Origin of the sequence: Pelosinus sp. sgz500959 (genome assembly GCF_042610375.1) — a bacterium.
Lineage (GTDB): Bacteria > Bacillota > Negativicutes > DSM-13327 > DSM-13327 > CTSoil-075.
The window spans coordinates 1-25728 of the sequence record NZ_JBGJZL010000006.1; the positions used below are offsets into that span (position 1 = coordinate 1).

Consider the following 25728-nt stretch of genomic DNA (forward strand, 5'->3'; position numbering starts at 1 on the left):
TTTACGTTTCATATGATTGACGGTAACTTATTTTCTTCTATGTACTAATTTACTTCCATAACATGATACTTTCACTAATCAACATAACAAAAAAAACTAGCAAACCCTAGTCAATAAATTTGACTAGGGTTTATTTATGTAGTTATAGTTGAACTAGGGTACTTTATTATCTTATGAAATGACATGTTAATCTCAGCAAAAAGTCCTCCAGAAGTGATTATAAACCCTCCATTAATATTGAAAATTTTTACCTTTGTAATTAAGCAATGTTAATTTTTTTGATAAGTATTAGCTCATTTCCCACCCCATTGAGTTCATAAGAGTCCACATAATGCTGTATAAGTTGAAGCCCTCGTCCATGTTCCTCAAACCAAGAATTTTTAGCAAGTATCTCCTGATTGATAAAACCATTCCCCTCATCGCGAATGACAATTTTAATTTTATCTGCAAATTCTTCCATTGTTAGATATACTTTTTTGCTATTATCTGCTTTATTACCATGAAAAATTGCATTATTAACGCCTTCATTAATGGCAACGAATACGCGCAGAGCCTCTTTTTCAGAAAGTCGCACCAGCTTGTCCTTAATAGATTCTCGCATTTTAGAAAATTCATCCAAAGTAGAAAAACAATACATTCATCCTACCTCCATAATTTATAATAAAGAGATATTTGTTATAAATATCCAGTTTTATATATGATGTTTAATCTTACTCTCCTCAAACGCCCGTTCCTCTCGATATTCCTGATACCTGTCATCCTCGACAGGTCATATTTAAAAGTAATTTCGTTGCACTTTTTGTTGTTGATTTTTCTTTGCATATTCTTCTAAAATTTTCTCTAACCGTTCTAGCGCATCTATATCACTAATATTACTAGTAGGTTTTTTTAAAATTTCTATAAGATACTCTATTTCTTCGTGAAATTCCACGCATTAGTACCTCTCTAATAAAAATTTTTTTACTAATGTCGAATTAAAGTGGGTTTCCATTCCGTCATATATGACTTGAAAAGCTTCTTTTCGTGTCATAGCTTTGCGGTAAATCCGATCTGAAGTGATGGCTTCATAGACATCGATGATACTTAATATTTGCGCAATTAATGGTATCTCTTTGCCTGCCTTCCCATTTGGATAGCCTTTTCCATTAAATTTTTCATGATGGCAAAGAACGACTTCTGCTAGATGCTTTAATTGATTTGTATTATTTAAAATCTCAAACCCATATTGAGAATGTTTTTTTATAATTTGAAATTCTTTTTGAGTTAATATCCCTGGCTTATTTAAAATATGTTTAGGGATTTTTATCTTACCAATGTCATGAAGTAATGCTGCACTTAATGTATCTTCAACAGTCTGAAGTGAAAGATTAAGTTTTATTGCGAAAGAAACTGCCATTTTCGCTACTTTGTAAGAATGCCTAGCCGTACCAATGTCATATTGACTTATTAAGTTGAGTAAATGATTAGTTATTTCTGATTTTGTCTTAGAAGGATACCGAAATATGATTTCGTCATCTATTACTAAATATTGAAGCATATAAAATTCTCCTCAAAATAGCAGCATTAGCTAATGTAACATAATATACTTATGTTACATTAGCTAATGCTGCTGAATGTAATCAATTTTTTAGCGCATTTCACTTCATTGGCTAATTTCTTTGAATTCTAAAGTAACATATTATATACTATACAATGATAAGAAACATATTATGGGGCGTGATTTAAATAGAATATGTAGAACCAATACGAAGTAAAGTTCAAATCGATAACATTAAAATTTATTTAAAAAATAAGAACCTACGTGATTACTTGCTTTTTGTCTTAGGTATTAATAGTGGTCTGCGAATATCCGATTTATTGCTATTGACTGTAAATGATGTAAAAGAAAGAGATAGAATCATACTCAGAGAGAAGAAAACAGGTAAAAGTAAAGATTTTCCCCTTTCTGATACATGTAAAAAGGCAATCAAAGAGTATCTGGAAACTATTAAAATTAACAGCGGTTGTTTATTTAAAAGTAAAAAAGGCGATCAACCCATTACTCGAATACAAGCTTATAGAATCATTAACAACGCAGCGCGAATAATAGGGATTAATGATGCAATTGGAACCCATACATTGCGCAAAACTTTTGGGTATTGGGCTTACAAAAAAGGAGTAGATATAACTAGAATTCAAAAGTTACTTAATCATTCAGCTCCTAGTGTAACTTTAGCCTATATAGGAATCACTAAAGATGAACTTGATGATATATATATAAATCTAAATTTGTAAAATAAAATTATTTTATAAAAGGATAATTGAAAAACTTGGCGTAATATCTTTTATTATGGATATTTATTAGCAGTAGGTAACATAAGTATATTATGTTACCTACTACTAATAAATATTCCTCGGTAACTAATACATTTATTGCTAAGCGCACACGAGGACGCACTAGCTGTCATTAAAGTCAGCTAGTGCGTCTGATTTTTTTACTAGTTTTTCATTCTCGCTACTACCTTATGCTACAAGTGCTTTTCCAAGAAACTCCCTGTTACATTTTTCTCCATGTCTAAAAATATTTTATACGGCACAGAAAATGAGCATTAGACTAATCCAAGTCCAATACCAAGTAAGATGAATGTACAGTATCCCCTACTCATTTGCATATCTCAGACCGTTGTATCCTTGCAATGCAGTACTTTTATTCTCTCTCTCTACTCATATTATGTCTTATACGACTACGGGTCATACTTACGTACAATAGCATAAAAAATAACACCAACCATAATTAATTGATTGGTGTCAAAGATTTTAATTTTTCCACTGTCTACATTCTTCGATAAAGCTATCTTTTGTTATCATTCTTACTATATAAGGGTCAGATCCTCCCTAAAACCACTGATAGAAGCTAACCTAGTTATTCATTTTTATTGGATTTCTATCTTCGCAAGGTACATTAGTTTGACATAAACCACAGCCTGCCCCTACCGCTGGATTTCCTCCATAAGATTCAGCCAATTTTTTTGCTTCTTCTCCATAAGCGTATTTATAACATTTTATCTTATCATGCCCTTCTTTAGATATAGCATTAACAGGACACCGCTTAATGCAAGCTCCACAAATCCCCTTACTACATAGTAGGCAATTTTCTGTGTGATTTTTAGCTTTTCTAATATCTGGAGTAAGTTTTAATTCCGTTACAACTGAAACCAACTTTATCGCAATTCCTTTTTCTGTAATAAAAGCATCATTTATCGAAAAAGTACCAAGCCCAGCTGCATAAGCTATGTGACGTTCCGACCAATTAGACGTTGGTCCTAACGCTTGACCTGAAGCTGGTTCATCAATTTTTTTAAACCATTCAGAATGATACGGGGATATCGTTTTATATCCCCTTTCATTTAAAATATTCTCTATATGCTTAGTAATCTCCCTGAAATACATGACTTGGTAAGTACGAAGCAGTGCCCATTCTTTTGATGGCCATTCTGTTTGCACTCCGTTACTTTTTCTAATCTTCTTATTGATCGGTAATACAACACTTATAACTGTTCCTCCATGATAACTACCTTTTCCAAAAGCCAACTCAAAAATTTCCCTTGGAGTTAAATGATAGCTACCAATTATTTTTTTATATTCTTCAAATAAAGGATCCTCTGCAGATGCAAATTTTACAATAGGTTCATCAAACCAGCGGTCATTAATTTCCTCATACCAATTATTTTTACTTTCTAATACATACTTTTTAATTTCACTTTTTATAAAATCTTTCATTGTAATACCTCCATTAATTTCATTCGCGACTATAGACTACCATTTATCTTTGTAATCCATCTTTCCGAGTACTCCCTCCAAAATGATTATCAGCCTAGCATCCGCTACTGGCCTCCTATTCTAGTTCGATGAGCTGCACACGCAGTAAAAAACATTTTTACCAAGTGCATATACACCTATTGTTTTAAAATTTTCCACTAATCCCTCTCTCGTACTCATAACATCATGATATTTACACTATAATAATAGAATGTAATGTTACAAATAACAAGTAGGTACTTATAAGTAGCATAGTACCTACTTGTATACTTAAATATATAAATTATCCATGATATTACCAGTCCAGGACATGGCACATTCTTATTTAATATATATAAAAAGAGTATTAGCACCACGCTAATACTCTCATCTAAAATTTGTTTTTTATCACCTTTAAGATCTGTCAAAGACCAAGATCATAAATCCTATTGGCGTTGTCAAAAAATACTTTGTCATGATGTTTTGCTGGAATAAGATGCGCAACAAACTCAATATAATTGGAGATATTAGCCAGAGGCCAATCTGTCCCATATAGCAGGCGATCATAGTTGTCTAGGTATTCTAGCCATATTTTTAAGAAGTTAATATAACCGTGCTTTTTCTCAAAAAAATCCGTCATATTATCAATCCGGCCTTCCAAAATTCCCGAAAGGTCAGCAGCTACATTTTCATTTTTCTCAATGACCGCAATCGCATCTACCAACCAAGGATTACCAATATGACACATAATAAATTGAACATGAGGATAGCGTACCGCTACCTCATCTAAGATCATAGGATGACTGTATTTGAGCAAAGCATTACTAGTGGCTGTCAAACCGGTATGAACGGCCACTGGTTTTTTATATTGCATTGCTAGTTGATAAAATGGGTCAACCACCGAATCGTAAATATAAAAATGATTGTAGCCCGGATATAGCTTAATGCCTACACAATTCTTTCTTTGCAAATGTTTTTCTACCAAATAAGCTTGCTGTACTACCTCTTCCACTTTAAAGCAGGTGCTATCCAGCCCGATACAATAACTAAGATTGTCAGGGTAATCGTGGTCGCTGAGCTCCAGACTCCGGTTGCCCATGACCACACCATGGACAATGTTATGTTCAGTATATTGGTCTTTCAGATGGGCACTCGTATTTTTATGACCCGCCAATTCTGCAATCTGGTCAAAGTAAGGCTCTTGGCAGAAGTGGATATGAGCATCAATAATCTTCATTAGCATTAGTCCTTCCTCAAATGTTTTCTTATGCGTGTAGTCTTATCCTACATTATCTATTATCTTTATCATACCACCTTATACTGCTAATGAGAAGTAATATCAAACAGCATGATCTTTGTTACTTAACAGCATTTTTTACCGGTACATTGATTTTTCCTCTTCTGGTCTTATACTGCATTTATATACTAATTCACCATTCATAATCTTTTTCTTCATGAAGAGTGGTAATAGATACTACATTATCCTGATCAATTTGAGATTATATACAAAACATCATCCCTATTTCTTCCCATGAGTAAGGAAATTCTTCATCTATTAATTGACTTGGCTTTTTCTTGCTATAAGTGACCTGACAATGCGCAATGAGGAAATAGCCTACAATCTAGCTCAGGATAAGGATCTTACAGAAAAGCTAAAGGATGTAAAGCTTAGTATTCATCAACCAATTGCAAAAGAAATACACGATTTTCCGAGCTGGCTTAAAAAAGCTTATGGACAAACGAGGATGGCTCCATCTTCCACCTGACTATAAGCCATAGAGAGAGTGAAGATATACACCCATTAATTTTACCATTAATTTACAAAAAAAACCTGCAAGAATTCATATTAGAATTTTTGCAGGGGTTTTCGTTATTATCAGCGATAGGATCTTCCTCTACTTATCTTAAAGGAAAACATTACTTTAATGAACATGAATATCATTTTCTCCCGTCATCATATGTACATGATTACGGAAAAAATCATCACGAATTGGTTTTAAACTTTACACTAACAACACGATAAACAAATATGACAATCATCGCAATAAATACGAGTAAGCCGAGCCAATCCGCTGTGGGACCAAATTCTTTACCTACCATTGACAACGGTGAATCGCTGCCACCACCTGTTACTGAAAGTACAATAATAATGGCAATGATAACCCCCATTAAACTTTCGCCAACAATCAGACCAGATGCAAACAGTACACCATGACGGTTACAAACCTCGACATCTTCTTCTATGTTTTTTGGACTCCGTTGCATCGCTCTATTGTGCAGATAACGATTCACAAAATAACCCATGACAGCACCTATAACAAGGGGCATCTCCAAAGTAGGCGGCAAATAAATACCCATACCTACAGCTAAAGGTGGCAGACAATATTTTGCTGAATTCTTTTTCAATAGTAAATCTACAATAATGATTGTAATCCCTACTCCCACGCCAAAAAAGATATAATTCCAATCCAAATTATTACTGAAAATCCCTTTGGCAATCGTAGTCATCAAAGTCGCCTGCGGTGCAGACAGGACTTGACTTTCGTCCATTCCAACGCGTGGCATAGCTCCGACAAAACCATATGCCTCATATAATAAATTCAATACTGGTGCAATGGCAAATGCTCCGACAATGCAGCCCAGTAATAAGGCCACTTGCTGCTTCCATGGCGTAGCACCGACCAGATAACCTGTTTTTAGATCTTGCATATTATCGTTGGAGATAGCGGCAATACTGACAATCACGCTCGTCATGAAAATAGCTAAAGCAATGGCGAATTTACTTCCTATTTCTGTGTCAAAAAGGCCGACTACAGTACCAATTCCGAGTACTACAAGAGAAGATACAATAATTCCTAAAATACCAATCCCAGAAATCGGGCTAGCTGATGTACCAATGAGTCCGGCCATGTAACCGCACGCAGCAGCTACAAAAAATCCCATACAAATAGAGATAGCAACACCTGCGACAACAAAAATCCCTGTGGTACTTGCTGATAGATTCGCATCTGCAATAAAGGAATAAAAGGTTCCCAGCAACCCGATAACAATCACACTCAAAATCATCGCTGTCGTTTTAGGAGACAAATCTGTATCCATACGATGCAAACTTTTTCCGGTTTCTGTACGACTCATAGCTTCTATCGAGATGCGCATACCATCTATGATTGGTTTTACTAGAGTAAGCAGTGTCCATATCGCAGCAATCCCTATTGCACCAGCACCGATAAGGCGCACCTTTTGTGCCCATACAGCAGATGCAAATGCACTGGCACTCTGTCCAGCTGCCGGTGATAGTACAGATGTAAGATAGGGTACAAATACGCCCCATGACAAAATAGTTCCTGCTAACATTGCCATACCACTGGCAATACCAATTAAATAGCCAGCTCCCAATAAAGCGGAAGAGAAGCCAAGAGGCAGTTGAGAAGTGACTTTACCAAAGCTAAACCAATAGTGCACTCCCGATGAAATAACTTGAAAACCGTCTGCGCATAAACTGACAATAGATGAAACAATACCACCATACATAATATCTTTTATACCATTTTCTTTGGCTCCCACCGTATTACCACTGCCTACTTTTAAAATTTCTGCAGCTGCGAGCCCCTCTGGATAAGGCAAATCACTATCAACAATCATAGCACGGCGTAAGGGTATCGTGAACAACACGCCAAGGCTGCCGCCGCAAGCACAAATCATCAAAGTTTGCCAGAAAGCAAATCCCTGCCAATAGCCCATCATCAGTAAACCAGGAATAATAAATATAACTGCCGAAAGAGTACCTGCTGCTGATGCTTGGGTCTGAACCATATTATTTTCCAAGACATTGGAATCTTTAAACATCTTTAAAATTGCCATAGAAATAACCGCTGCTGGAATAGACGATGAAAACGTGAGTCCCACTTTTAAGCCCAAATAAACATTGGATGCCGTAAAAATGACCGTAATTATCATTCCCAACAATATTCCACGAAGTGTAAGTTCAGGCACGTTCACTTCATGGCTCATATAATCTACTTGTTTCATACCTATACTCCTCATTATTTAATAAATTTTTACCAATCTGAACTGGTCATACTTTTCTACAAAAATTTCAAGGGCAATTCCTCCATTCTCGATTACTGCATAATTATATAAGTCTCTTTTTAATGATTGCAGTAAACTGTATCATATTCTCATAAGGATTATTTTTACAATGTTCTATATTTTTACGCCAAATCCTTTATTATCTCGTGCAGACATACATCTTAATATAAAAATACACAAAAAAAGTATCAGCATCACGCTAATACTTATTACATTATTTCTTTTGAAATTGATTAATTTATAAGCTATTTTTTTGATAGATTATACTCTCTATTTTTTATATTTCTATATTTAGAGCAATTTCATCACAGTTCGGAAATTTGGTACAGTTAATGCATTCTTTCCATACCTTATGAGGTAATTGATCCTTCGATAACTCCTTAAAACCCTGTTTCATAAAAAATCCTGGCTGATATGTTAAGGTAAATATATTTCTTATCTCTAGAACTTTTGCTTCTTCAATTAGCGCCTGCACAATATTACGACCAATACCTGATTTTACAACGTGGGGTGCAATTGCCATTGCTCTGATTTCTGCTAGTTCATCCCAAACTAAATGCAATGCCCCCATGCCAACAACCTCACCATTATCTTCTGCCAAAACAAAATCACGCAAGCATTCATACAACATATTCCTCGAACGCCCTAACATCAACCCCTGTTCAGCATAAGCGTTAATTAATTTGTACATGATTTCTACATCTTTAAATGTAGCTTTACGATAAATCACTTAGATCACCCCTCTTGTATAATTATAGATTATATATTAATAAAAATACTTATACAATCACTTTAACTTGCTGAGTGTCTTTTTAATTAACAAATGTCATATTAAAATCATGTTTCGTAAATTTCTAACGTTTGCCTTATTCGTTTGATAATTGTTCCTCTGACATGTTCCGGTTCTAGTACCTCAACGAAACTGCCAAAAGACAGAATATAACTATAAAGCCATTCTCCCTCAGGCAGCCATACCTCTAACGTCATACTTCCGTCATCATTTTTTTTAAGAAAAGAATCATCAAAATAGTCATAAAGTCGATTTATAACCTTGGTTTGAAAGCGAAGTTTTAAGAAAATAAGCAGTTGTGAGGCATCCTTTGATTCTTTTGGTTCTTGTTTAGGTAAACTTTTTTGCTCAAACTTTTCCGCCATTACTTCTAAATTTTTCAACCGCGAAATCCGAAAAATTCGCTGCTCCTGCCGTCTCCGACAGTAGGCCAGCAAATACCAAGCATTGCTCTTAAAAATCAATTTTTCTGGTTCTGCCAACCGATTACTTTTCTGTCCTTCTCCGTTTACATAGTCAAAAGAAATGATATTTCTTTGTAACATAGCCCGCTTAATATCATTAAACTTATTTTTTTCATTTGGAGAACTTCCCCAAGGAGAAAAGTCAACTTCTACCCAATCATGATTCATTATATTTTTATATGTTGCCCCTAGTTTTTCAAGAACCTTATCTAATTCCGGATAATGAGTTGCCTCCAAAGTTTTAATTGCCAGCAATAAGTTTTCACTTTCCTGCTCAGAGATAAGTGTTCTATCTATTGCATAATTTTCAAGCAAATGTATGCCACCACCATTGCCTTTGTTCATATACACAGGCACACCCGCCGATGAAAGTACATCAACATCTCGATAAATTGTCCTTGTCGAGACACCAAAACGATTAGCAAGTTCTTGGGCAGTAACGGTTCCTTTATTGAGTAAAATTGTTGTTATTTCAAATAAACGATTCAATTTCATTTTTTATCACCCAAATTAATTATAGCATTAAATATGACAATCATCCGTCATATTTAATGCTATAATTCCCTACAATCATGAAACAGTATGTAACCTACTTGAAGGATCAGACTATATTGTAGTTAAGTTTTCAACGGTTCGCTCATTTACTATATTACCAGTATTTAAAGTTGTTTTAGGCTCGATAAGCATCACATGTACTTCTTGTTCGGCAACTGGAAGATGTTCAACGCCTTTTGGAATAACAATAAATTCACCTTCATCTAAGAAAACATCTTTATCCCTGAACTTTATTAGTAGTTTTCCTTTTACAATAAAGAACAATTCATCCTCATTATCATGATGATGCCAAACAAATTCTCCTTTTAATTTAGCTAGTTTTATATATGAATCGTTTAATTCTCCGACAATTTTAGGACTCCATTGTTCTGAAAAAAGACTAAGCTTTTGCGAAAGAACTATTTTTTCCATAGATTACACTCCCCATTATATTGATACAATCTAAATTTAAACATACGACATTTACTATTAGATTCCTCTAATGATGGTTAACCGTTTTTAAATTACTTTCTTTGTAGAGAATTTTCAAAAAATAGATAGAGGTTTTCATCTATTTGTGCCGAATATTCTATTAATTAAGAAAGGGAGTGTTAGTACGGATACCAAAGAGTTACAGATATTAAAATCTTTTCATCATAAAATAGAGCAAAATGCTTTTGACGAAAAAGATATTTATTCTTTTTTAAATTTAATCAAAAAATTCGCAAAAAAAAATACCCCGATGTTTGAACTTGGCGATTTTATTGCACAAAGAGAAAAACATAGAGGATACATCCATACCTATTTACTTGATGTAAAAGCAAAGTTAGATAAATCAGTAAAAGAAAAAGTAGCATTAGCGGTCGAGCCCGTTTATTCATTTGATGAAATAGGCCACGATATTAATGATATTATGGCGCTATATAAATTATCTACTTTTAAAGACGAGATTATTGGTGGAATTATTTTATGTATCATCTCTCTTTTGCACGATGTAAAAATATTAAATAAAAAAGAACAGATTGGCAAATTAGTCTTTTCAATTCAAAATGATCAAATTGTATTATTAGGTGTAATGCATGGCAAAAATAAAATCGATGTGTTTTTTCCGATAATTGAAACTAAAAATATTTTTTGTAAAATAGGAAATCAAAACAATGAACCAATTTTATTTAATGATGGCGTTAAAATAAAAAATGTCCATAATAAATTGATTGTTAATTTTAATTAAGGGACTGAATACCAAAGAAATATAAGCCTCTTACAGAATATACCTCGATCATCTGAGGATAACAATCAATCTTCTAAAACAATTAAAATCCTGCTAATTTGAATACTAAATTAGCAGGATTTTCTATATCGTTTCTGTTCTTTCCTACTTACTCTCTTTCTGCGCTTTTTTAACGATATTCATGGCATACACCTGAACGTTACTACTTACCCTAGAAGCATTGGGTGAATGTAGGGCAATAGCAGACTCTATAGCTTGAATAGAATACCCTTGTACTATCATATCCTGCGCTATTTTACAATCAACTTCGGCGTTTACTTCACTCCCTAAATAATTTGCGGTAAAGAGATTAAGCTGATATTGATATTCTTTTATTGCTAGACTTTCTTGATCCTCGTGCAAATATTGAACTTCATTCCCTTGTTCTTTAACAAGATGCTGCTGATGAGAGCTATCAAATCCTTTTACTTCTGCTAAATTAACATTATGTAGTTTTGATTCATCACTAAGTTTTGCCCCAGAAAAATCAGCAGCAACTAAGCTTACATTTCTAAATTCATTAGCACTATGTAAAGTAACCCCTTTAAAATCAACACCATCTAAATTACTATCAACAAAACTTGCATACTCAATTTCCGCTTCTTTAAAATCTGCATTTTCTAAAGTACTCTTTTCGAAAGCAACATTAGTTATTTGTGCTTTCTCTAAGACAGACTCTTTCATTTCACAATCTTTAAAAACCACCGAATACAAATTCGCATTCTCTAAGGAAGCATTGGTAAAATTACAATCTTTAACTTGACTCTCCTGAATAGAAGCATCACTAAAATCTGCATTCCTAAAATTAACATTCTCGCCATAAAACCAGCTAATTTTTGATTCACTTAAATCAGCACAACTCAGATTGACATCTTTAAATATATTTGAATCACTAAATTCAATATTCGCGCTCTTGAAATTAGCATTTGCAAGATTACTTTCTGTGATCCCGACACCTTCAATTCTAACTTGAGACAAATTTATTTTCTGCATGGCACACCCAGTAAAATCTACCCCTGACAAATCTGCTTTTTCAAAATTGACTCCAACTAAAAGACCATTTTTAAAATTACCTTGCTTAATAATGATCCCACTAAAATTAACACCACTCAAATTACAATCTTCAAAATTAACACTTTCAAATGTTCGACCTGATAAATCAAGTCCAGTTAAATCACAATTTTTAAAATTAATTTGTGCTCCCGCTTGCTGTCCTGCGAAGACTTGATTAACATCCGCCTGTGTCATTTTTTTTAAATTTTTTCGCCGTATCATCTATATCCCTCCTTACCTATTTATTATTGATTAAACAAGTTTAAAATCTCAGTGCGACACTATATAAAACAATGAAAAAGATCCTTGTTTACGCATCTGCTATAATGTTCATACTAGGAAATATAATCAGTGTCAGGAGGAATTATAGCTTACTTATTTATATTCGCGATTTCACGGTAATATCCTTGCAAAAAACCACATTATAATTAGTTATTAAAGGATAAAATTCCGCCTCTTGTTTATTAGTATCGTCTTCTATAAGGATGACATAAAATAGTCATTGATTACATAATTGTAACGAAATGCTTCTAATAGAATTAAAATCCTACTAGTTTAAATACTCAACTAGTAGGATTTTAATTCTATATTACTTTCTTTAACTATGATATAAAAGATAAAAAATGACTTTCAAAATTATATTTTTTTCATATACAATTCTAGTGATTGTTTTATCTCTACATCAATCTCATCAATTGCAGCAAACCTTTTCCTGTAAAGATTCCGTTTCTTAGATTGAACTTCATCTAAGCTTTTTCGTGATTCAACTACAGGTAATTCAAAAAAACGCGGATCTCCGCAATCTTTTCCGCTCGTTTCTTGCCAAAACTCATCAAGAGATGTTTTCAGTTTTCGATCAAGGCGGATATGATTATTAGCATAAAAACCATAATTAGATACGGCATAAATTCGATGAATCCCCATTTGCTCGGCAAGCACTCGCAAAGCTTGAAGAATCAAGTTTTTCGGCCGATACCCCAAGAAAAATCTTGTCAAATCTCGTGCGATATCCAACCCTCCCGGAGATCCCTGGAGAGTACCAATGTGTATTGCCATTTCACCACTTTTATTTGGTGCAACCCAAAAAATGATCTGATAAATCATTTTTTCTCCAAGTTGAAGTGCAATTCCCATTAATCCTTCTTTTTTATGATTTTCGCAAAAGTGCATATCTAAAGATAGGTTTTCCCCCTGATAATCCCTATTCCATAATCTAATACCCTCTCTAAGATACATAATCTGTAATGCCTCTTGAGTAAACTTTGCTTCAAAAAATAAAAAATGTTCCTGAATTAGGATCATTCTTTCAGTAAAAGTAGAATTACGATAAAAAATACAGCGTGTTACTTGTTCAAAAACAGATGGATAAGCATTAATAATATCACATCGCAAAGAATTTAATTGAAAAAATCCTATTAATTCCTGCATTTTTTTATGATTCGTCAAAGATCGAATGATGAAAGGTACCATCCGGCGATAATCACTAAACCTATTATTATTATAAATCTTTGTACCCAATTGAACATAAGCTTTCATAGATCATACCTCTTATTTTGCAAATTTAATAATTACATATTTTTCATTATTTCACTATAATCGATTATAATGAAAATTTGATGAAAAAATTGCTTAATAAGAAGTATTATCTTAATAAAATTGCTTAGCTACAAAATCTAATCACAATAAACACCATCAAAAAACATGCATGTCGTATGACGAGCCATAAGTGACGTATAGAACACATCTTTAACAACTAACTGTATCACCTTTATATTCAAGCCACTTATCGATCAACTTGAAAAGTTCGTTAAAATTAATTGGTTTTGAAATATAATCATCCATGCCTGCTGCAATACATTTTTCTCTATCTCCACTTAATGCATAAGCCGTCATTGCTATAATCGGTGTATGGATATTCATATTTTTTTCTTTCGCTCTAATTAATCTTGTTACAGAGTATCCATCTAAGTATGGCATATTAATATCCATTAATATTAAATCAAATCTTTTATTTTCTAAAATAGCGGCTGCTTCTTGTCCATCTTTAGCCAAGGATACCTGCGCGTTTTTTTTCGTCAGAAATAGATTAGCTAAAGTTCTACTTACTTCATCATCTTCAGCAAGTAGTATCTTCGGTTTATTTTCTTTATTTATATCTACATCATTAAGAGATTGGTTATCATTTGAAACTTTTTCAGCAGAATCATCTTCTATACCAAAAGATGCTGTGAAAAAGAACTTACTGCCCACCTCTTCCTTACTTTCCATACCAATTTGTCCATCCATCATTTCAATAAGCTTTTTGGAAATAGCAAGCCCTAGACCCGTTCCACCAAATTTTCTACTATTTGAATCATCCACTTGACTAAATCTTTTAAATAATTTATTCACTTTATCTTTTGGAATACCAATACCTGTATCAGATACAACAAATTTTAATACAATCTTTCCTTCCAGTCTCATGATCAGTGATATATTGATCATCACTCCGCCATGGTAGGTGAATTTCACACTATTTCCAACTAAATTAGAAAGTATTTGTCTTAATCTTATCGAATCACCAATTAGTTTTTGGGGAATATTATCATCAATGTTTAGTTTTATATATAACTTCTTTTGCTGTGCAGCAACTGTAAATAAGTCAACAACCTCATTGCTTGTTGCCCTAATATTAAAAGGTTCACTTTCTAAATCCATTTTACCTGACTCAATTTTTGAATAATCAAGAATATCATTTAACACCCTTAAGAGTAATGAGGTCGATGATTTTACAATCGTAAGATAATCTCTTTGCTCTTCTTGTAACTCCGTCATCAGTGTCAAATCTGTCATACCTATAATTCCGTTCATAGGAGTTCTAATTTCATGACTCATATTAGCAAGAAATTGACTTTTAGCCATATTGGCTTGTTCAGCTTGAAATCTGGCTTTTATTAGAGTATCTTCAATTTTTATCCTTCTCGCTATTTCGTCTTTAAGAGAATTATTAATTTTAGAAAGTTCTTTATTAGCTACCTCAACCTGTTTCTGAGTCTCCCTTATTGTTTTTTCAGCCTTAAATGTTTCAGTTTTATCTAACCCTACTGAAATAACACCAATTAGATTGCCCACTCCGTCATGAAGTAAAGAGTTATGCCATTCATATAATAATATTTCCCCTCTCTTTGTTATATTTTCATTAAAGGTAATGCGCTCTACTCCTGTTACCATAATATTCATAGCAACATCACTAATAGTATCTTTAATTTCTGGCGGCACTAAAAAGTCTACAAATCGCTTTCCAATCACTTCGTCCTTAGACCACCCAAAAGACTCTTCCGCTCTTTTATTCCAGTCGACAAACCTAAATTCCGTATCCCAAATTCCAAAAGCAAGGGGAGAATTTTCATATATATTTCGGTAAAGCTCTTCACTGCATTTTAATGCTCTTTCAACATTTTCTCGTTCAGAAATTTCTTCCTCAAGCATTGCATTGCTTTCTTCAAGCTCAGCATTCATATCTTGTAATTGGCCAGTCCGCTCAATCACCATACTTTCAAGCTTAGAATTCAGATGACGTAATTCATCTTTAGCCTTTTTATGCTCCGTAATATCATAACAAGAGGAACGACTCATCATATAATTACCATTACTATCCACGACTGCCGTCGCACTAAGAATTACTGTAAAAACAGTTCCATCACTGCGAATCAAATCAAATTCCAAATCTTTTATATAGCCGACTTTTTTAAATTCAGTAAAGTTGTTTAAGAAAATCTTCACACTATCTGGGCTCATAATTTCCATAACAGTTTTATGACCGATTAATTCGTCTCGGCTATAACCTAACCATTTCAGTAATGTATCATTAATACGCACAAAAAAACCATCTTTGTCAAGGGAATGATATCCACAAGGTGCATGGTTATAAATATCTTCAACTTCTTCAAGAGTTTTTCTAAGCATCTCCTCAGTATTGAGATGCTCAGAAATTTCCTCTTCGAGCAGTGCATTTGTTTCCTCAAGAGCAGCAGTTCGTTCTTTTACTATTTTGTCTAGTTCAACATTACATTTACTCATTTCCTCTTCAATTTTTTTCTGTTCTGTAATGTCATTAATGATAGAGTATATGAGTTCCTTATCTTTAAGCTTTATAGGGCTACTGTGAACTTCTACAAAACGAATGTTACCATTTGCTAGACGATGCTGAAAGAAAAAGTGATTTCTTTGTTCACTTTTTGCTAATTGAATCTCTGTTATAATTTCTTCACTGGTTAAAATATTAATATCTTTTATTGATAGGTTTAGCATTTCTTCATGACTAAAGCCATAAAATAAACACGCGGCGGAGCTTGCATCAATAATTTTCATAGTTTCAGGATCGATGAGTAGCATGATAATGTGTTTATTGTCAAATAAATGACTATAGCAAAGATTAATGAATTGAGTTTCATTGTTTATCTTAGTATCTTGAGAATTTATATGATTAGCGCCATTCATAGATACACCTCACTTATGATAATTATTGCGTATAATGTCTATATTTAGTATATAATGAAAAAAATCCTGCAAAGCTATCAATTTTGCATAGGATCTTTTTGGAGTATGTAAAAATGGTCTTCATAAACATAACATCAATAGTATATTAACAATTAATATACGTAAAAAAAGTATCAGCATTACGCTAATACTTTTTTTATTACCTATAGTAAACATTTTTTATATTCTTTCTTTACTTCCATGAGGACAAACAGCAACACAGATACCACAGACATGCCCATTAAATTGTGGGTAGTTATTTATTTTCCATACATCACATCTTTGTACATTAACTAAGGATTCCCTTGGCACTCCATCACTCCAAAGATTTCCCACAATGGCATTTGCGGGGCATCCATCAACACATTTTCTACATTTACCACAATAGTTTTTTTCGAGTAAAGCATTAGTTTGAAATGGAATATCAGTAAATATGGTTGATAATCTAACTCTTGGACCATATTTTTTTGTTATTAAAAGAGAGCTTTTTCCGATCCATCCTAACCCGCCCCTTACAGCAGCCGATTTATGAGGAAATTCACCGCTAATATTAACAAAATCAGTTCTTTGGGAAGAAGATATCGCATAGGCTCGGTATCCTCTTTCTTCTATGTCAGTTTTTAGCTGCTCCGTTATCACATCAAGCCTATCATTTAGGCTAAGATATTCATCATAATAGGCTTGGTTAGGCCCAGTCACAATATTGTTAACAATCGGTGGAGAAATAGGTATCCCAATTGTTATTGCATATGGAAGATGTCTAATTTTACTTGGAGCGATATCACCTACGTAAGCAAATCCATATAATACGTCACCAAATGTTCTTACTCTATCTGTGAGATAATTTTGTGTTTCTAAATCAGTTGTTTTCATATTTGTACCCTCCACCACTTCTTACTCATATTATACTGAAGAGCGGCTATTTTTTGAAATTGAAAAACATGATGAGTAAAATAAAATAATTTTATATAGTCACCTTATTATCTTGAAGTAATTTCAGTAAAGTTTGTACTGTGGTTGATCGATATTTATCCTTACGAGTAATCGTAAAAAGTGGAATTTCTAAATGGCTTACTTCTTCAAATATATAAAACTTATCATTTTCTTTAATAAGATTCTCTACAACGCTTCTTGGAAGTAGCGCGATCCCCAAACCTTCAGCCATTGCATTTTTTACAGCCTCAAAATCACTATATTCAAAAGTCGAATTCAACCCACGCTTTTGCAAGAATTGATCACACAAGATACGGAAAGTACATCCCTGCCGAAAATTAATGACTGCACAATCATCAATTTGAGGACAATCCCTATCTTTAATAACATTTTCATGTCCAACCCAAACTAGTTCTTCAGAATTAATCATAACCGTATTTAAGTATTTCTCAGAAATAAAGTCATGGACAATCCCGATATCATATTTATTATTATTAATTCCATCAAGGACACAACTGGAATTTAAGCAGATTTCTACGTTAATTTTCCCTGTAGTGCTATTTGTTTGTAATTGTAGCAATGCAGGAGAAAGTAAGGAATTGATATAGCTAGTTGATATACCAATTCTTGTATATTGAACTTCTGAAAAACAATTAAATTGGGTAACAGTTTCACTATAAATTTTGAGGATTTTTTCCGAAGGATCAATGAGAGACTTACCAGCATTGGTAATGTAAATTTTTTTACCAATACGTTCAAATAATTGCACCCCAAAATGTTCTTCTAAAGTGCGAATTTGAGCCGAAACAGTTGGTTGGGTAAAATTAAGTAATTCTGCAGCTTGCGTAATGTTTTCAAGTTTTGCAACTGCACAAAATGTTTTTAATAAGCGAATGTCCACAAAGCACCTCGAATAAGTATTCTTTTTTCAAACAGTATACCGCTATATGATTCTCGTTTTTTAATATCATTTTGATTTATATATCATCCTATAATAAGTTTTTCTATTTATCTACAATTTTCTTTAATGCCTCTAAATAAATTTCTCCTAATCGACTCAACGTTATGTTTTTATGTGTTATCGTTCCGATATGAATTTCCTCATTTACTTCAAAAGGAACGGCTATGAAATCATCACCATTTAATCAAACTTCACTCATTATTTATGCTAAGCATACATGTAAATGATCAAATAAAGCAAGGGACAATAAGATTTAAAAAATCATACAGTTCAATCTTATTTAAAATTTGAAGCAAATAAATAAAAGCTAATCCTGCACAAAGGCAGTATTAGCTAGCAATCCTTATTATTCACACTCATAGTCTGCCAGCAATAAAGGTAGTTGCCCTTGCATTGCTAATCTAAGACGTTTTTCAACCTCAAACCAATTTATTAATTTTAGCCATTCTCTGACATATTTCTCACGATCATATTGATAATCGAGATAATAAGCATGTTCCCATACATCGGTTACCATGATGGGGATTGCCCCCCATTGCGTAAGGTTCTGATGTTTTTCCGCAGTAAGAATTTCAAGGTGGTTCCAGGCTGGATTCCACACAAGTATTCCCCATCCAGAGGCCTCTACCTTAGTGGTTGCAGTGGCAAATTGGTCGATAAATGCATCAAAATTCCCAAAATATTTATTGATCTCTTTTATTGTACGTCGACCAGGCTCACTTTGAAATCGTACTGGTGCCATCACTGTCCAATAAATACTATGCAAAATGTGCCCCGAACCATTAAATGCTAATTCATTTTCCCAGTATTTTATGAATGTAAGATCATTTTTTCGCCGTGCTTCGACAAGAGCCAATTCAGCTTTATTTAAACCATCTACATAAGATTTGTGATGATGGTCGTGATGATACTTAAGCGTAGTATGGCTAATAATTGGTTCAAGTGCATCATATGAATAAGGCAATGGTGGTAATTTATGTTTACCCGCTGGTATATACTCACCTGAGACTTTGTTGTCCAAAATTTTACCCCTCCCTAAAATATTTACTTATCGTTTTCTTATATTATATTGACCCTGCGGGAGGTAGGTGATGTTTTTTAAAATAATGATTGATGAAGACTATGGTGTGGTGCTGCAATGACAAGTTGATCAACCAGGAAACCACTGTCTTGTATAATTTGGCAGCCTGCACGAATAGCAGCCTTTACTGCACCTACCTCACCAGTTAGAGATACCAGGGCTTTTCCTCCCATACCACGAGCTAAACGAACTTCAAGTAACTGGACAACAGCTGTTTTTGCAGCTGCATCAGCAGCTACAATTGCTGACGCCACCGAATAGCTCTCAATTATGCCTAAAGAGTTTATCTGCGTTACTTCTGTACAACCTGACAATGCTCGAAATACATCGCCATGAATATTAGGAAGTACGAATTCATCTACTATATTCTCTGTTCCACCAACGTTCTTACCACTTTGAACTGAACTCTTCACTGCGCCTACGTCTCCGCCCACCATAACAATATACTTACCTGGACACATAGGTTGAGATAGAATTAAATCAACATTGGCCGCTTTTAACATGGCATCGGCCACTAAAATCCCCTTGGTTATATTTTTAACTTCTAATAGTCCGATAGCACGTCTCATTTACTCTCCCCCTACTGCATTACACACTTTGAATGCCAATCCAACCGTCGATAGCATACACTTGTCCTGAAATACTAGCGTGTAGATTCATACCTACCGCTGCTCCTTCTGGTATTACGGCAATTAGATCACCTTTATTGACAAAATCACCCGTATGAACAATCGGTTGCGCTGGAGCTCCAATGTGTTGCGAAAGTTGTATCCTTACATCTTTTGTTATAACCGCCTCAGTGTTCAAGGGTGCTTTGACATCATATCCATCTAGACCTAAACGATAAAGCAATCGTTTAGTAGGAATAAGACGATATTCTCGATTTATACGAGACTTTTCAGGTGCGGCATTGTGGGGATTTTTAATACGTGACTGACCAAATTGCCGTTTTAATTCAGCATTAACACGGCGGGGTGATAATCCCATAGTGCAGCCAAAGGTGTCGCATAAACCGCATTCTGAGCACAAAAAAGCTTTGGTAAGAACATCTGCCATGTTATATTGTCCTTTCCCAACAGCCTGCATGACCCGATGCGGCTCCAGACTATGACCCAGTAAATTACGAGGACAACTATCAGTACACGCCCGACAATTACAGCAAACAGCTTTAGCTCGGTTGACGATAACCGACCAAGGCATATTTTTTTGAGTTACTAATGAATGGTCTTGAGGTAACACGATAATGCCACCAGTTGTTTTAGTAACGGCTCGATCGGCAGTAGTCATTTTTCCCATCATAGGACCGCCATCCACAACTGCATAATTGGGCATTGATGTCCCTCCAGCCAACTCAATCAATTCACGTATGATCATACCAATTGGTACTTTAAAAGTTCCCGGTTTATTCACTGCGCCCGTTACAGTAACATACTTTTCAATTACCGGCTGGCCTGAAACCGCTTGTGCTACATTTATCAATGTCTCAACATTAGCAACGACAACACCAACATGTAATGGAATGCCTCCCTCTGGAACAATTCGGCCAGTCACTTCAAAAACAAGTACCTGCTCGTCACCCGCTGGATAAATATCAGGTAAAAAGAACAGTTCAATATTTTGCTCATTTGTTTTTTTTAACTCTTCTTCAAGCTTACGTACTGCATCTTCATATTTGCGTTTTAGTCCAATAACTCCACGTTGCGCGCCAGTAGCCTGCATAATTATCTTTAGGCCAGTAATTAGTTTATCACTTTCACTAGCCATAATGAGTTGATGTGCTCTAAGCAATGGTTCACATTCAGCTCCATTAACAATTACGGTATCAACGTCAGCATTAATTTTAACATAAGTAGGGAAGCCAGCACCGCCGGCTCCGACTACTCCTGCCGCTTTTACTGCAGCAATAATGTTTTCCCGCATGGCGACCTACTCCTTCGTGGTTTCATATGATTTACCGTGTACTCAAAGCACAAGGAATGCACTAGTATTTAATTAGCATCATCCAAATGATGAAGAAAATCTTCTACACTTATAAACGGCAATAGCTGCGTTCCACAATTATCAGCAAGTCCATGACTTAACCAGCTGGATATCACATGATTATCAAAAAGATTTTTTTGATCAATCCAGGTGTTTATTCCCATAGTAGCAAATGCAACTGCAGTCACTAGCTTTCTATTATATTCATTTCCAGTTAGTATCGCGAATACTGGCAATTCACCTGCAGCTTGTGCGATACAAACAAATTCACCAGCATCATGAGATGTTCCAATATGAAGAATAGGTGGAGTACCTACTGGAAGTACATCTCTCAAAGGAAAATATCCATTATTATAATTGGGATGACATAATCCTGAAGCAATCAATGCTGCGCTAACACAGCCTGCTGATATTACAAGATATCCCCGCTCAACAAGTTTCTTTGCTATCGTTATATATTCGTCACTGGAAGTATCAGCAGACCATCCAAAACCACCTAGATAAATCAGCCCTGCAAGCCTGCCTTGACTATAGTGTTGAGCTAAGGATGCTAGTATTTCCTGACTATTAGTTACTGAGTAGCCCACATATCCAATATTGAGAGAAGTCGTACTTTCTAATACAACCGTCTTAATTTGTTCTTTAGCCTTTGTACCAGATATCTTAGTTTTAAGTTGCCTAATATGATCGAGAGATTTTGCAGCACATTCTCCTAGAGATACTAAGCGTTCAACAGAATCTTGCGATACTTCTTCTACACACAGGTGCATCCTTTGCAGTGGTGAATTGAGAGTTGGTAAAAAATCTAATTCTTGCTCAAATTTAAGTAAATCAACTAATCCTTTTTGAGTCCTATTAAAGAAACCTTTTGCTGATATGGTATTCTCGCTCCTGTAAGCAGTTTTTTTTCTTTTTCCTTCAGGTTTTTCTTTCCATGCAGATCCAGAATAATGGTCAGAATAGTTAGCAATTGTACCTTTCATATCTACTGCTCCTTTTAGATAATAATAGTAGCATTTATTCTCGCTGTATTTCGTCTACAATACCTACGATACACAAGTCAGCAGATATTTGTTTTTCAGAGCAAAAGGAGTGCCCCCATGCAATCAGAACATATTCTCCATACCCCGCCCCTACTGTATCTACAGCAACGACGGCATCATCTTCAATTGTATTGTAGTTATCATCTACGGGTTTGATAATGAGTAATTTTGCTCCTAATAAGTGTTCGCTCTTTTGGGTTGAAATCACCTTACCGACTACTTTTGCTACAAACATCTTTTTTCGACTCCTTTATGAAATAGAACGATCACTTAATTTTTGGAGAATATTTTTAAGCATTTCTTCTAATTCTTCACCTGTAAGCCGCCCATCACAATTCGTTTTTTGCAGTAATAATCGGATCACTTCTTCTTCGGGTAAAGACTGAGATTCACTAGACGTTCCATGATCTTTAAGGTCATCTAGCTCTTTTATACCATAAGCCAATCGTTTAATATTTAATAAATTCATTGGCCCAACATTATCAGAAGTCGAGCTACCGCCCACAGCGCCGCACCCAAGAGTTAAAGCTGGAAAGAGATTGGTAGTCCCACCAATACCTCCCAGTGCACCAGGAGTGTTGACCAGTAATCTTGAAACGGGTTTTCTCAGAGCAAACTCTCTGATCACTTCATTATTACTTGAATGAATGATTAAAGTATGACCTTGACCCTCATTTTGCAATAATTCAATACATCTTTCACATGCACTTTCCCAATCTTGTTCAATATAAAATGCTAAGATTGGAGCTAACTTCTCTCTTGAATAAGGATTTTCTTTACTTACAGTCGTTTGTGCTGACATTAAAATTTTCGTACCAACAGGAATCGTAATTCCTACAATCGCTGCTAGTTCTTCGGCGCTTTTTCCTACAATTTGCGGATTAATAGTACCATTGGCTCTTAATAAATATTTGCCTAATTTCTCTGATTCACTGGGATTTAAAAAATGTCCACCTTGTTTTTGGAGTTCTAAGACGACCTGTTCTTTAATGATGCTTTCAATAACGATAGATTGCTCCGATGCACAAATGACACCGTTATCAAAAGTCTTGCTATCGATAATTCTCTTGACAGCCATCTTAATATCTGCCGTTTTTTCAATAAAAGCAGGTCCATTCCCCGGTCCAACGCCAATGGCTGGATTACCAGAACTGTAAGCTGCCTTTACCATTGCTTCCCCGCCTGTTGCTAAAATCAAGGCAATATCCTTATGTCGCATCAAGGTGTTTGTTCCTTCTAATGAAAGCACCGTCAAACAGCCGATGATTCCTTCAGGAGCGCCAGCTTCAGTGGCGGCTTTACTCAAAATATTGACAGTCTCCATAATGCATTTTCGCGCCGACGGATGGGGAGAAAATACGATCCCATTACCAGCCTTTAGTGCAATAAGTGCTTTATAGATTGTAGTCGAAGTCGGATTTGTCGATGGAATTAAACCGGCAATAACCCCGACGGGTACTGCAATATCCATCACCTTATTAGCTGTATCTTCTTTAATGATACCAACCGTTTTTAAATCTTTTATATTGTTATATACAACTTTGCTAGCAAACTGATTTTTAATGACTTTGTCTTGCCATCGACCATAACCAGTTTCTTCTTTAGCTAATTTGGCAAGTCTTGTTGCTTCTTTCTCAGCGGCAATGGCCATTTTTTCAATAATTATATCAATCTGGCTTTGCGAAAAACTTTTATAGATATTCTGTGCTTGATGAGCCTTAGCAACAATCTGACGAGTTTCCTGGATCGATCTGAGATCTTGATCTACTAATGCCATGTCCATGATGATAGCCTCCTATTTATATATGATCCTTACGAACTAATTGATTGAAATTCCAGCTTTATTCCTTTGCTTTGAATGTAATCTCTGGCAAGGGGTGTAATGATTGTGCTTTCCCGTATTTTTAAAACACTATTACTATCGTTTCCATTGATATCACTCAACGTTAAAATTGAGTGATTACAGAAACCCCCTCCTTCTACACTTTGTACCACTGGTACTTTTTTAAGGCTATTTCCCTCAACAGCCATTCTAAATTCCCCTGTATCAATAAATTTAACATCCATACTTTCTAATTGCTTCTCATAATTCATGATCATAGCGTTATATGCTACATTCTTTGATAACCCCTTAGCAATATTCACTGAATTCTGCGGATCGTAGCTATCTCTCACTATAACAATTTCTTTGTTCATCATTAACGCTCTAGATATCCCCGTTGTTAATAAATTATCAGATATGCCAAGTGCGATTTTACTTAAGGTATTCCGAGATAATACTGGTATCAAAACAAAATCTGCTTTTTTTATCGCTACCTCCAAATCAACCATAGAAGTAACCGTATTACCTTTTAATGTCTTGAGTAAATCTTGATTGATGATCTGCTGTGCATTCTCAGAGATTACAAGATCATAATCATTCAAATTTACCTCGATTAAAATGTCTAATAGTAATTCTAAATTAACAGTTCCACCACTGAACATGACTAAAATGCGTTTTTTCACCAGTGGCAGCAGTTCGCGAAGCAATTCTTTTATTAAGTCTTCAACACTCAAATTCTAGCCTCCATTGTAACTGATTACCGCGTATTTTTTCTGGTGATGCTAGCACAATCATTATTTTTGATTCCGCCAGCATTTGCCTCATCAGTATCGATATGAAATTCTAGAGTGGCATCATTGCTGATTCTGATCAAAACATCGTGAAATGTCACCTTGTTTTCCCCACTTGTCTCTATGCTAACCAAATCACCATCTTGGACTCCAAATCTGACTGCTTCATTTTCTGGCATATGAAGATGCCTCTTTGCACAAATAACTTTTTCATTGAGTAGCAAGGAGCCTTTTGTCCCCATCACACACAGGTTTCCAGAACCTTTTGTATCGCCTGAATTTCGAACTGGACTTTTAATCCCTAATGTAAAAGCATCGGTTTTTGATATTTCAATTTGACTATATTTTCTAACAGGTCCGAGAATTCTTACGTTATTGAAACAGCCTTTAGGTCCGGTTATACACACCGTTTCCTCTGCAGCAAATTGCCCTATCTGCTTCAAGGATTTTTTCACCTTAAGTTCGTATCCTATGCCAAATAATACTTCCAAATCATCTTGCGTAAGATGGATATGCCGATTGGAAACACCGATTGGTATACAATAACTTCTATCTTTTATCGCGGCTCTCATGGCGATTTCCACAGCAAGTTCATTAATAAGCATTTCGTCAATTTTCATAG

At 34.9% G+C, this 25728-nt stretch carries 25 protein-coding genes; 3 read left to right on the top strand and 22 right to left on the bottom strand.

The features are described from left to right. Positions 1-259 precede the first annotated feature (259 nt). The 3 genes from ACAN52_RS10615 to ACAN52_RS10625 all read right to left on the bottom strand — a co-directional run bounded on the left by ACAN52_RS10615 (position 260) and on the right by ACAN52_RS10625 (position 1537). A complete protein-coding gene (locus ACAN52_RS10615; protein WP_378954734.1) occupies positions 260-637 on the bottom strand; it encodes an ATP-binding protein in 378 nt (125 codons plus the stop codon). Positions 638-775: 138 nt separating this feature from the next. Then, positions 776-931 carry a hypothetical protein gene (locus ACAN52_RS10620; RefSeq protein WP_378954735.1) on the bottom strand — a complete coding sequence of 52 codons (156 nt, stop codon included), beginning with the start codon at positions 929-931 and terminating at the stop codon, positions 776-778. Positions 932-934: 3 nt separating this feature from the next. Further along, positions 935-1537 carry an HD-GYP domain-containing protein gene (locus tag ACAN52_RS10625; RefSeq protein ID WP_378954736.1) on the bottom strand — a complete coding sequence of 201 codons (603 nt, stop codon included), beginning with the start codon at positions 1535-1537 and terminating at the stop codon, positions 935-937. Positions 1538-1725: 188 nt separating this feature from the next. Between ACAN52_RS10625 and ACAN52_RS10630 the strand changes: the two genes are divergently transcribed. After that, positions 1726-2274 carry a site-specific integrase gene (locus ACAN52_RS10630; RefSeq protein WP_378955049.1) on the top strand — a complete coding sequence of 183 codons (549 nt, stop codon included), beginning with the start codon at positions 1726-1728 and terminating at the stop codon, positions 2272-2274. 624 nt (positions 2275-2898) lie between these two features. Here ACAN52_RS10630 and ACAN52_RS10635 read toward each other — a convergent pair. Next, a complete protein-coding gene (locus tag ACAN52_RS10635; protein ID WP_378954737.1) occupies positions 2899-3759 on the bottom strand; it encodes an epoxyqueuosine reductase in 861 nt (286 codons plus the stop codon). A 442-nt stretch (positions 3760-4201) separates the two neighbouring features. Then, positions 4202-5014 carry an amidohydrolase family protein gene (locus tag ACAN52_RS10640; RefSeq protein ID WP_378954738.1) on the bottom strand — a complete coding sequence of 271 codons (813 nt, stop codon included), beginning with the start codon at positions 5012-5014 and terminating at the stop codon, positions 4202-4204. Positions 5015-5372: 358 nt separating this feature from the next. Here ACAN52_RS10640 and ACAN52_RS10645 point away from each other — a divergent pair, with 358 nt between their 5' ends. Then, positions 5373-5543, top strand: coding sequence for a hypothetical protein (locus tag ACAN52_RS10645; protein WP_378954739.1), 171 nt, complete (start codon positions 5373-5375; stop codon positions 5541-5543). 217 nt (positions 5544-5760) lie between these two features. Here the strand turns inward: ACAN52_RS10645 and ACAN52_RS10650 are convergent, their stop codons facing one another. The 4 genes from ACAN52_RS10650 to ACAN52_RS10665 all read right to left on the bottom strand — a co-directional run bounded on the left by ACAN52_RS10650 (position 5761) and on the right by ACAN52_RS10665 (position 10086). Beyond that, a complete protein-coding gene (locus ACAN52_RS10650; RefSeq protein WP_378954740.1) occupies positions 5761-7806 on the bottom strand; it encodes an OPT family oligopeptide transporter in 2046 nt (681 codons plus the stop codon). A gap of 337 nt (positions 7807-8143) precedes the next feature. Continuing rightward, positions 8144-8596, bottom strand: coding sequence for an N-acetyltransferase (locus ACAN52_RS10655; RefSeq protein ID WP_378954741.1), 453 nt, complete (start codon positions 8594-8596; stop codon positions 8144-8146). A 107-nt stretch (positions 8597-8703) separates the two neighbouring features. Further along, complete coding sequence (locus tag ACAN52_RS10660) at positions 8704-9615, bottom strand: helix-turn-helix transcriptional regulator (RefSeq protein WP_378954742.1); 912 nt, start codon at positions 9613-9615, stop codon at positions 8704-8706. Positions 9616-9726: 111 nt separating this feature from the next. Further along, positions 9727-10086, bottom strand: a complete 360-nt coding sequence (locus ACAN52_RS10665; protein ID WP_378954743.1) for a cupin domain-containing protein — start codon at positions 10084-10086, stop codon at positions 9727-9729. Positions 10087-10231: 145 nt separating this feature from the next. Here ACAN52_RS10665 and ACAN52_RS10670 point away from each other — a divergent pair, with 145 nt between their 5' ends. Beyond that, complete coding sequence (locus ACAN52_RS10670; RefSeq protein ID WP_378954744.1) at positions 10232-10885, top strand: hypothetical protein; 654 nt, start codon at positions 10232-10234, stop codon at positions 10883-10885. Between the two features lie 144 nt (positions 10886-11029). Here ACAN52_RS10670 and ACAN52_RS10675 read toward each other — a convergent pair whose 3' ends face one another. The 13 genes from ACAN52_RS10675 to ACAN52_RS10735 form a co-directional block, all read right to left on the bottom strand. Then, positions 11030-12199 (bottom strand): pentapeptide repeat-containing protein, encoded by a 1170-nt coding sequence (locus tag ACAN52_RS10675; protein ID WP_378954745.1) that lies wholly within the window; start codon positions 12197-12199, stop codon positions 11030-11032. 414 nt (positions 12200-12613) lie between these two features. Continuing rightward, a complete protein-coding gene (locus ACAN52_RS10680; protein ID WP_378954746.1) occupies positions 12614-13513 on the bottom strand; it encodes a VirK/YbjX family protein in 900 nt (299 codons plus the stop codon). 210 nt (positions 13514-13723) lie between these two features. After that, on the bottom strand, positions 13724-16456 hold the full coding sequence (locus ACAN52_RS10685) for a PAS domain S-box protein (protein ID WP_378954747.1): 2733 nt from the start codon (positions 16454-16456) through the stop codon (positions 13724-13726). A 219-nt stretch (positions 16457-16675) separates the two neighbouring features. Beyond that, positions 16676-17368: a 4Fe-4S double cluster binding domain-containing protein gene (locus tag ACAN52_RS10690; RefSeq protein WP_378954748.1), complete on the bottom strand. Its 693-nt coding sequence runs from the start codon at positions 17366-17368 to the stop codon at positions 16676-16678. Between the two features lie 91 nt (positions 17369-17459). After that, positions 17460-18329, bottom strand: coding sequence for a LysR family transcriptional regulator (locus ACAN52_RS10695; protein ID WP_378954749.1), 870 nt, complete (start codon positions 18327-18329; stop codon positions 17460-17462). Positions 18330-18735: 406 nt separating this feature from the next. Further along, the gene (locus ACAN52_RS10700; RefSeq protein ID WP_378954750.1) at positions 18736-19410 is read right to left on the bottom strand and encodes a superoxide dismutase; all 675 of its coding nucleotides are present in this window, start codon (positions 19408-19410) and stop codon (positions 18736-18738) included. A gap of 77 nt (positions 19411-19487) precedes the next feature. Next, positions 19488-20039 carry a BMC domain-containing protein gene (locus ACAN52_RS10705; RefSeq protein WP_378954751.1) on the bottom strand — a complete coding sequence of 184 codons (552 nt, stop codon included), beginning with the start codon at positions 20037-20039 and terminating at the stop codon, positions 19488-19490. Positions 20040-20058: 19 nt separating this feature from the next. Beyond that, positions 20059-21390, bottom strand: a complete 1332-nt coding sequence (locus ACAN52_RS10710; protein ID WP_378954752.1) for an SLBB domain-containing protein — start codon at positions 21388-21390, stop codon at positions 20059-20061. A gap of 68 nt (positions 21391-21458) precedes the next feature. After that, the gene (locus tag ACAN52_RS10715) at positions 21459-22433 is read right to left on the bottom strand and encodes a hypothetical protein (RefSeq protein ID WP_378954754.1); all 975 of its coding nucleotides are present in this window, start codon (positions 22431-22433) and stop codon (positions 21459-21461) included. Between the two features lie 34 nt (positions 22434-22467). Beyond that, complete coding sequence (locus tag ACAN52_RS10720; protein ID WP_378954755.1) at positions 22468-22728, bottom strand: EutN/CcmL family microcompartment protein; 261 nt, start codon at positions 22726-22728, stop codon at positions 22468-22470. A gap of 15 nt (positions 22729-22743) precedes the next feature. Then, positions 22744-24276, bottom strand: coding sequence for an acetaldehyde dehydrogenase (acetylating) (locus tag ACAN52_RS10725; RefSeq protein WP_378954756.1), 1533 nt, complete (start codon positions 24274-24276; stop codon positions 22744-22746). 29 nt (positions 24277-24305) lie between these two features. Then, a complete protein-coding gene (locus ACAN52_RS10730) occupies positions 24306-25049 on the bottom strand; it encodes a flavoprotein (protein ID WP_378954757.1) in 744 nt (247 codons plus the stop codon). A gap of 23 nt (positions 25050-25072) precedes the next feature. Continuing rightward, positions 25073-25726 carry a phosphate propanoyltransferase gene (locus ACAN52_RS10735; protein WP_378954758.1) on the bottom strand — a complete coding sequence of 218 codons (654 nt, stop codon included), beginning with the start codon at positions 25724-25726 and terminating at the stop codon, positions 25073-25075. Positions 25727-25728 lie beyond the last annotated feature (2 nt).

What these genes read in the sequence shown, in the direction of transcription:
- ACAN52_RS10725 (WP_378954756.1), bottom strand. Translation starts at nt 24,276, where the DNA reads ATGGACATGGCATTAGTAGATCAAGATCTCAGATCGATCCAGGAAACT.
- ACAN52_RS10685 (WP_378954747.1), bottom strand. Translation starts at nt 16,456, where the DNA reads ATGAATGGCGCTAATCATATAAATTCTCAAGATACTAAGATAAACAAT.
- ACAN52_RS10720 (WP_378954755.1), bottom strand. Translation starts at nt 22,728, where the DNA reads ATGTTTGTAGCAAAAGTAGTCGGTAAGGTGATTTCAACCCAAAAGAGC.
- ACAN52_RS10715 (WP_378954754.1), bottom strand. Translation starts at nt 22,433, where the DNA reads ATGAAAGGTACAATTGCTAACTATTCTGACCATTATTCTGGATCTGCA.
- ACAN52_RS10665 (WP_378954743.1), bottom strand. Translation starts at nt 10,086, where the DNA reads ATGGAAAAAATAGTTCTTTCGCAAAAGCTTAGTCTTTTTTCAGAACAA.
- ACAN52_RS10650 (WP_378954740.1), bottom strand. Translation starts at nt 7,806, where the DNA reads ATGAAACAAGTAGATTATATGAGCCATGAAGTGAACGTGCCTGAACTT.
- ACAN52_RS10645 (WP_378954739.1), top strand. Translation starts at nt 5,373, where the DNA reads ATGCGCAATGAGGAAATAGCCTACAATCTAGCTCAGGATAAGGATCTT.
- ACAN52_RS10735 (WP_378954758.1), bottom strand. Translation starts at nt 25,726, where the DNA reads ATGAAAATTGACGAAATGCTTATTAATGAACTTGCTGTGGAAATCGCC.
- ACAN52_RS10640 (WP_378954738.1), bottom strand. Translation starts at nt 5,014, where the DNA reads ATGAAGATTATTGATGCTCATATCCACTTCTGCCAAGAGCCTTACTTT.
- ACAN52_RS10680 (WP_378954746.1), bottom strand. Translation starts at nt 13,513, where the DNA reads ATGAAAGCTTATGTTCAATTGGGTACAAAGATTTATAATAATAATAGG.
- ACAN52_RS10690 (WP_378954748.1), bottom strand. Translation starts at nt 17,368, where the DNA reads ATGAAAACAACTGATTTAGAAACACAAAATTATCTCACAGATAGAGTA.
- ACAN52_RS10625 (WP_378954736.1), bottom strand. Translation starts at nt 1,537, where the DNA reads ATGCTTCAATATTTAGTAATAGATGACGAAATCATATTTCGGTATCCT.
- ACAN52_RS10615 (WP_378954734.1), bottom strand. Translation starts at nt 637, where the DNA reads ATGTATTGTTTTTCTACTTTGGATGAATTTTCTAAAATGCGAGAATCT.
- ACAN52_RS10710 (WP_378954752.1), bottom strand. Translation starts at nt 21,390, where the DNA reads ATGCGGGAAAACATTATTGCTGCAGTAAAAGCGGCAGGAGTAGTCGGA.
- ACAN52_RS10660 (WP_378954742.1), bottom strand. Translation starts at nt 9,615, where the DNA reads ATGAAATTGAATCGTTTATTTGAAATAACAACAATTTTACTCAATAAA.
- ACAN52_RS10675 (WP_378954745.1), bottom strand. Translation starts at nt 12,199, where the DNA reads ATGATACGGCGAAAAAATTTAAAAAAAATGACACAGGCGGATGTTAAT.
- ACAN52_RS10705 (WP_378954751.1), bottom strand. Translation starts at nt 20,039, where the DNA reads ATGAGACGTGCTATCGGACTATTAGAAGTTAAAAATATAACCAAGGGG.
- ACAN52_RS10635 (WP_378954737.1), bottom strand. Translation starts at nt 3,759, where the DNA reads ATGAAAGATTTTATAAAAAGTGAAATTAAAAAGTATGTATTAGAAAGT.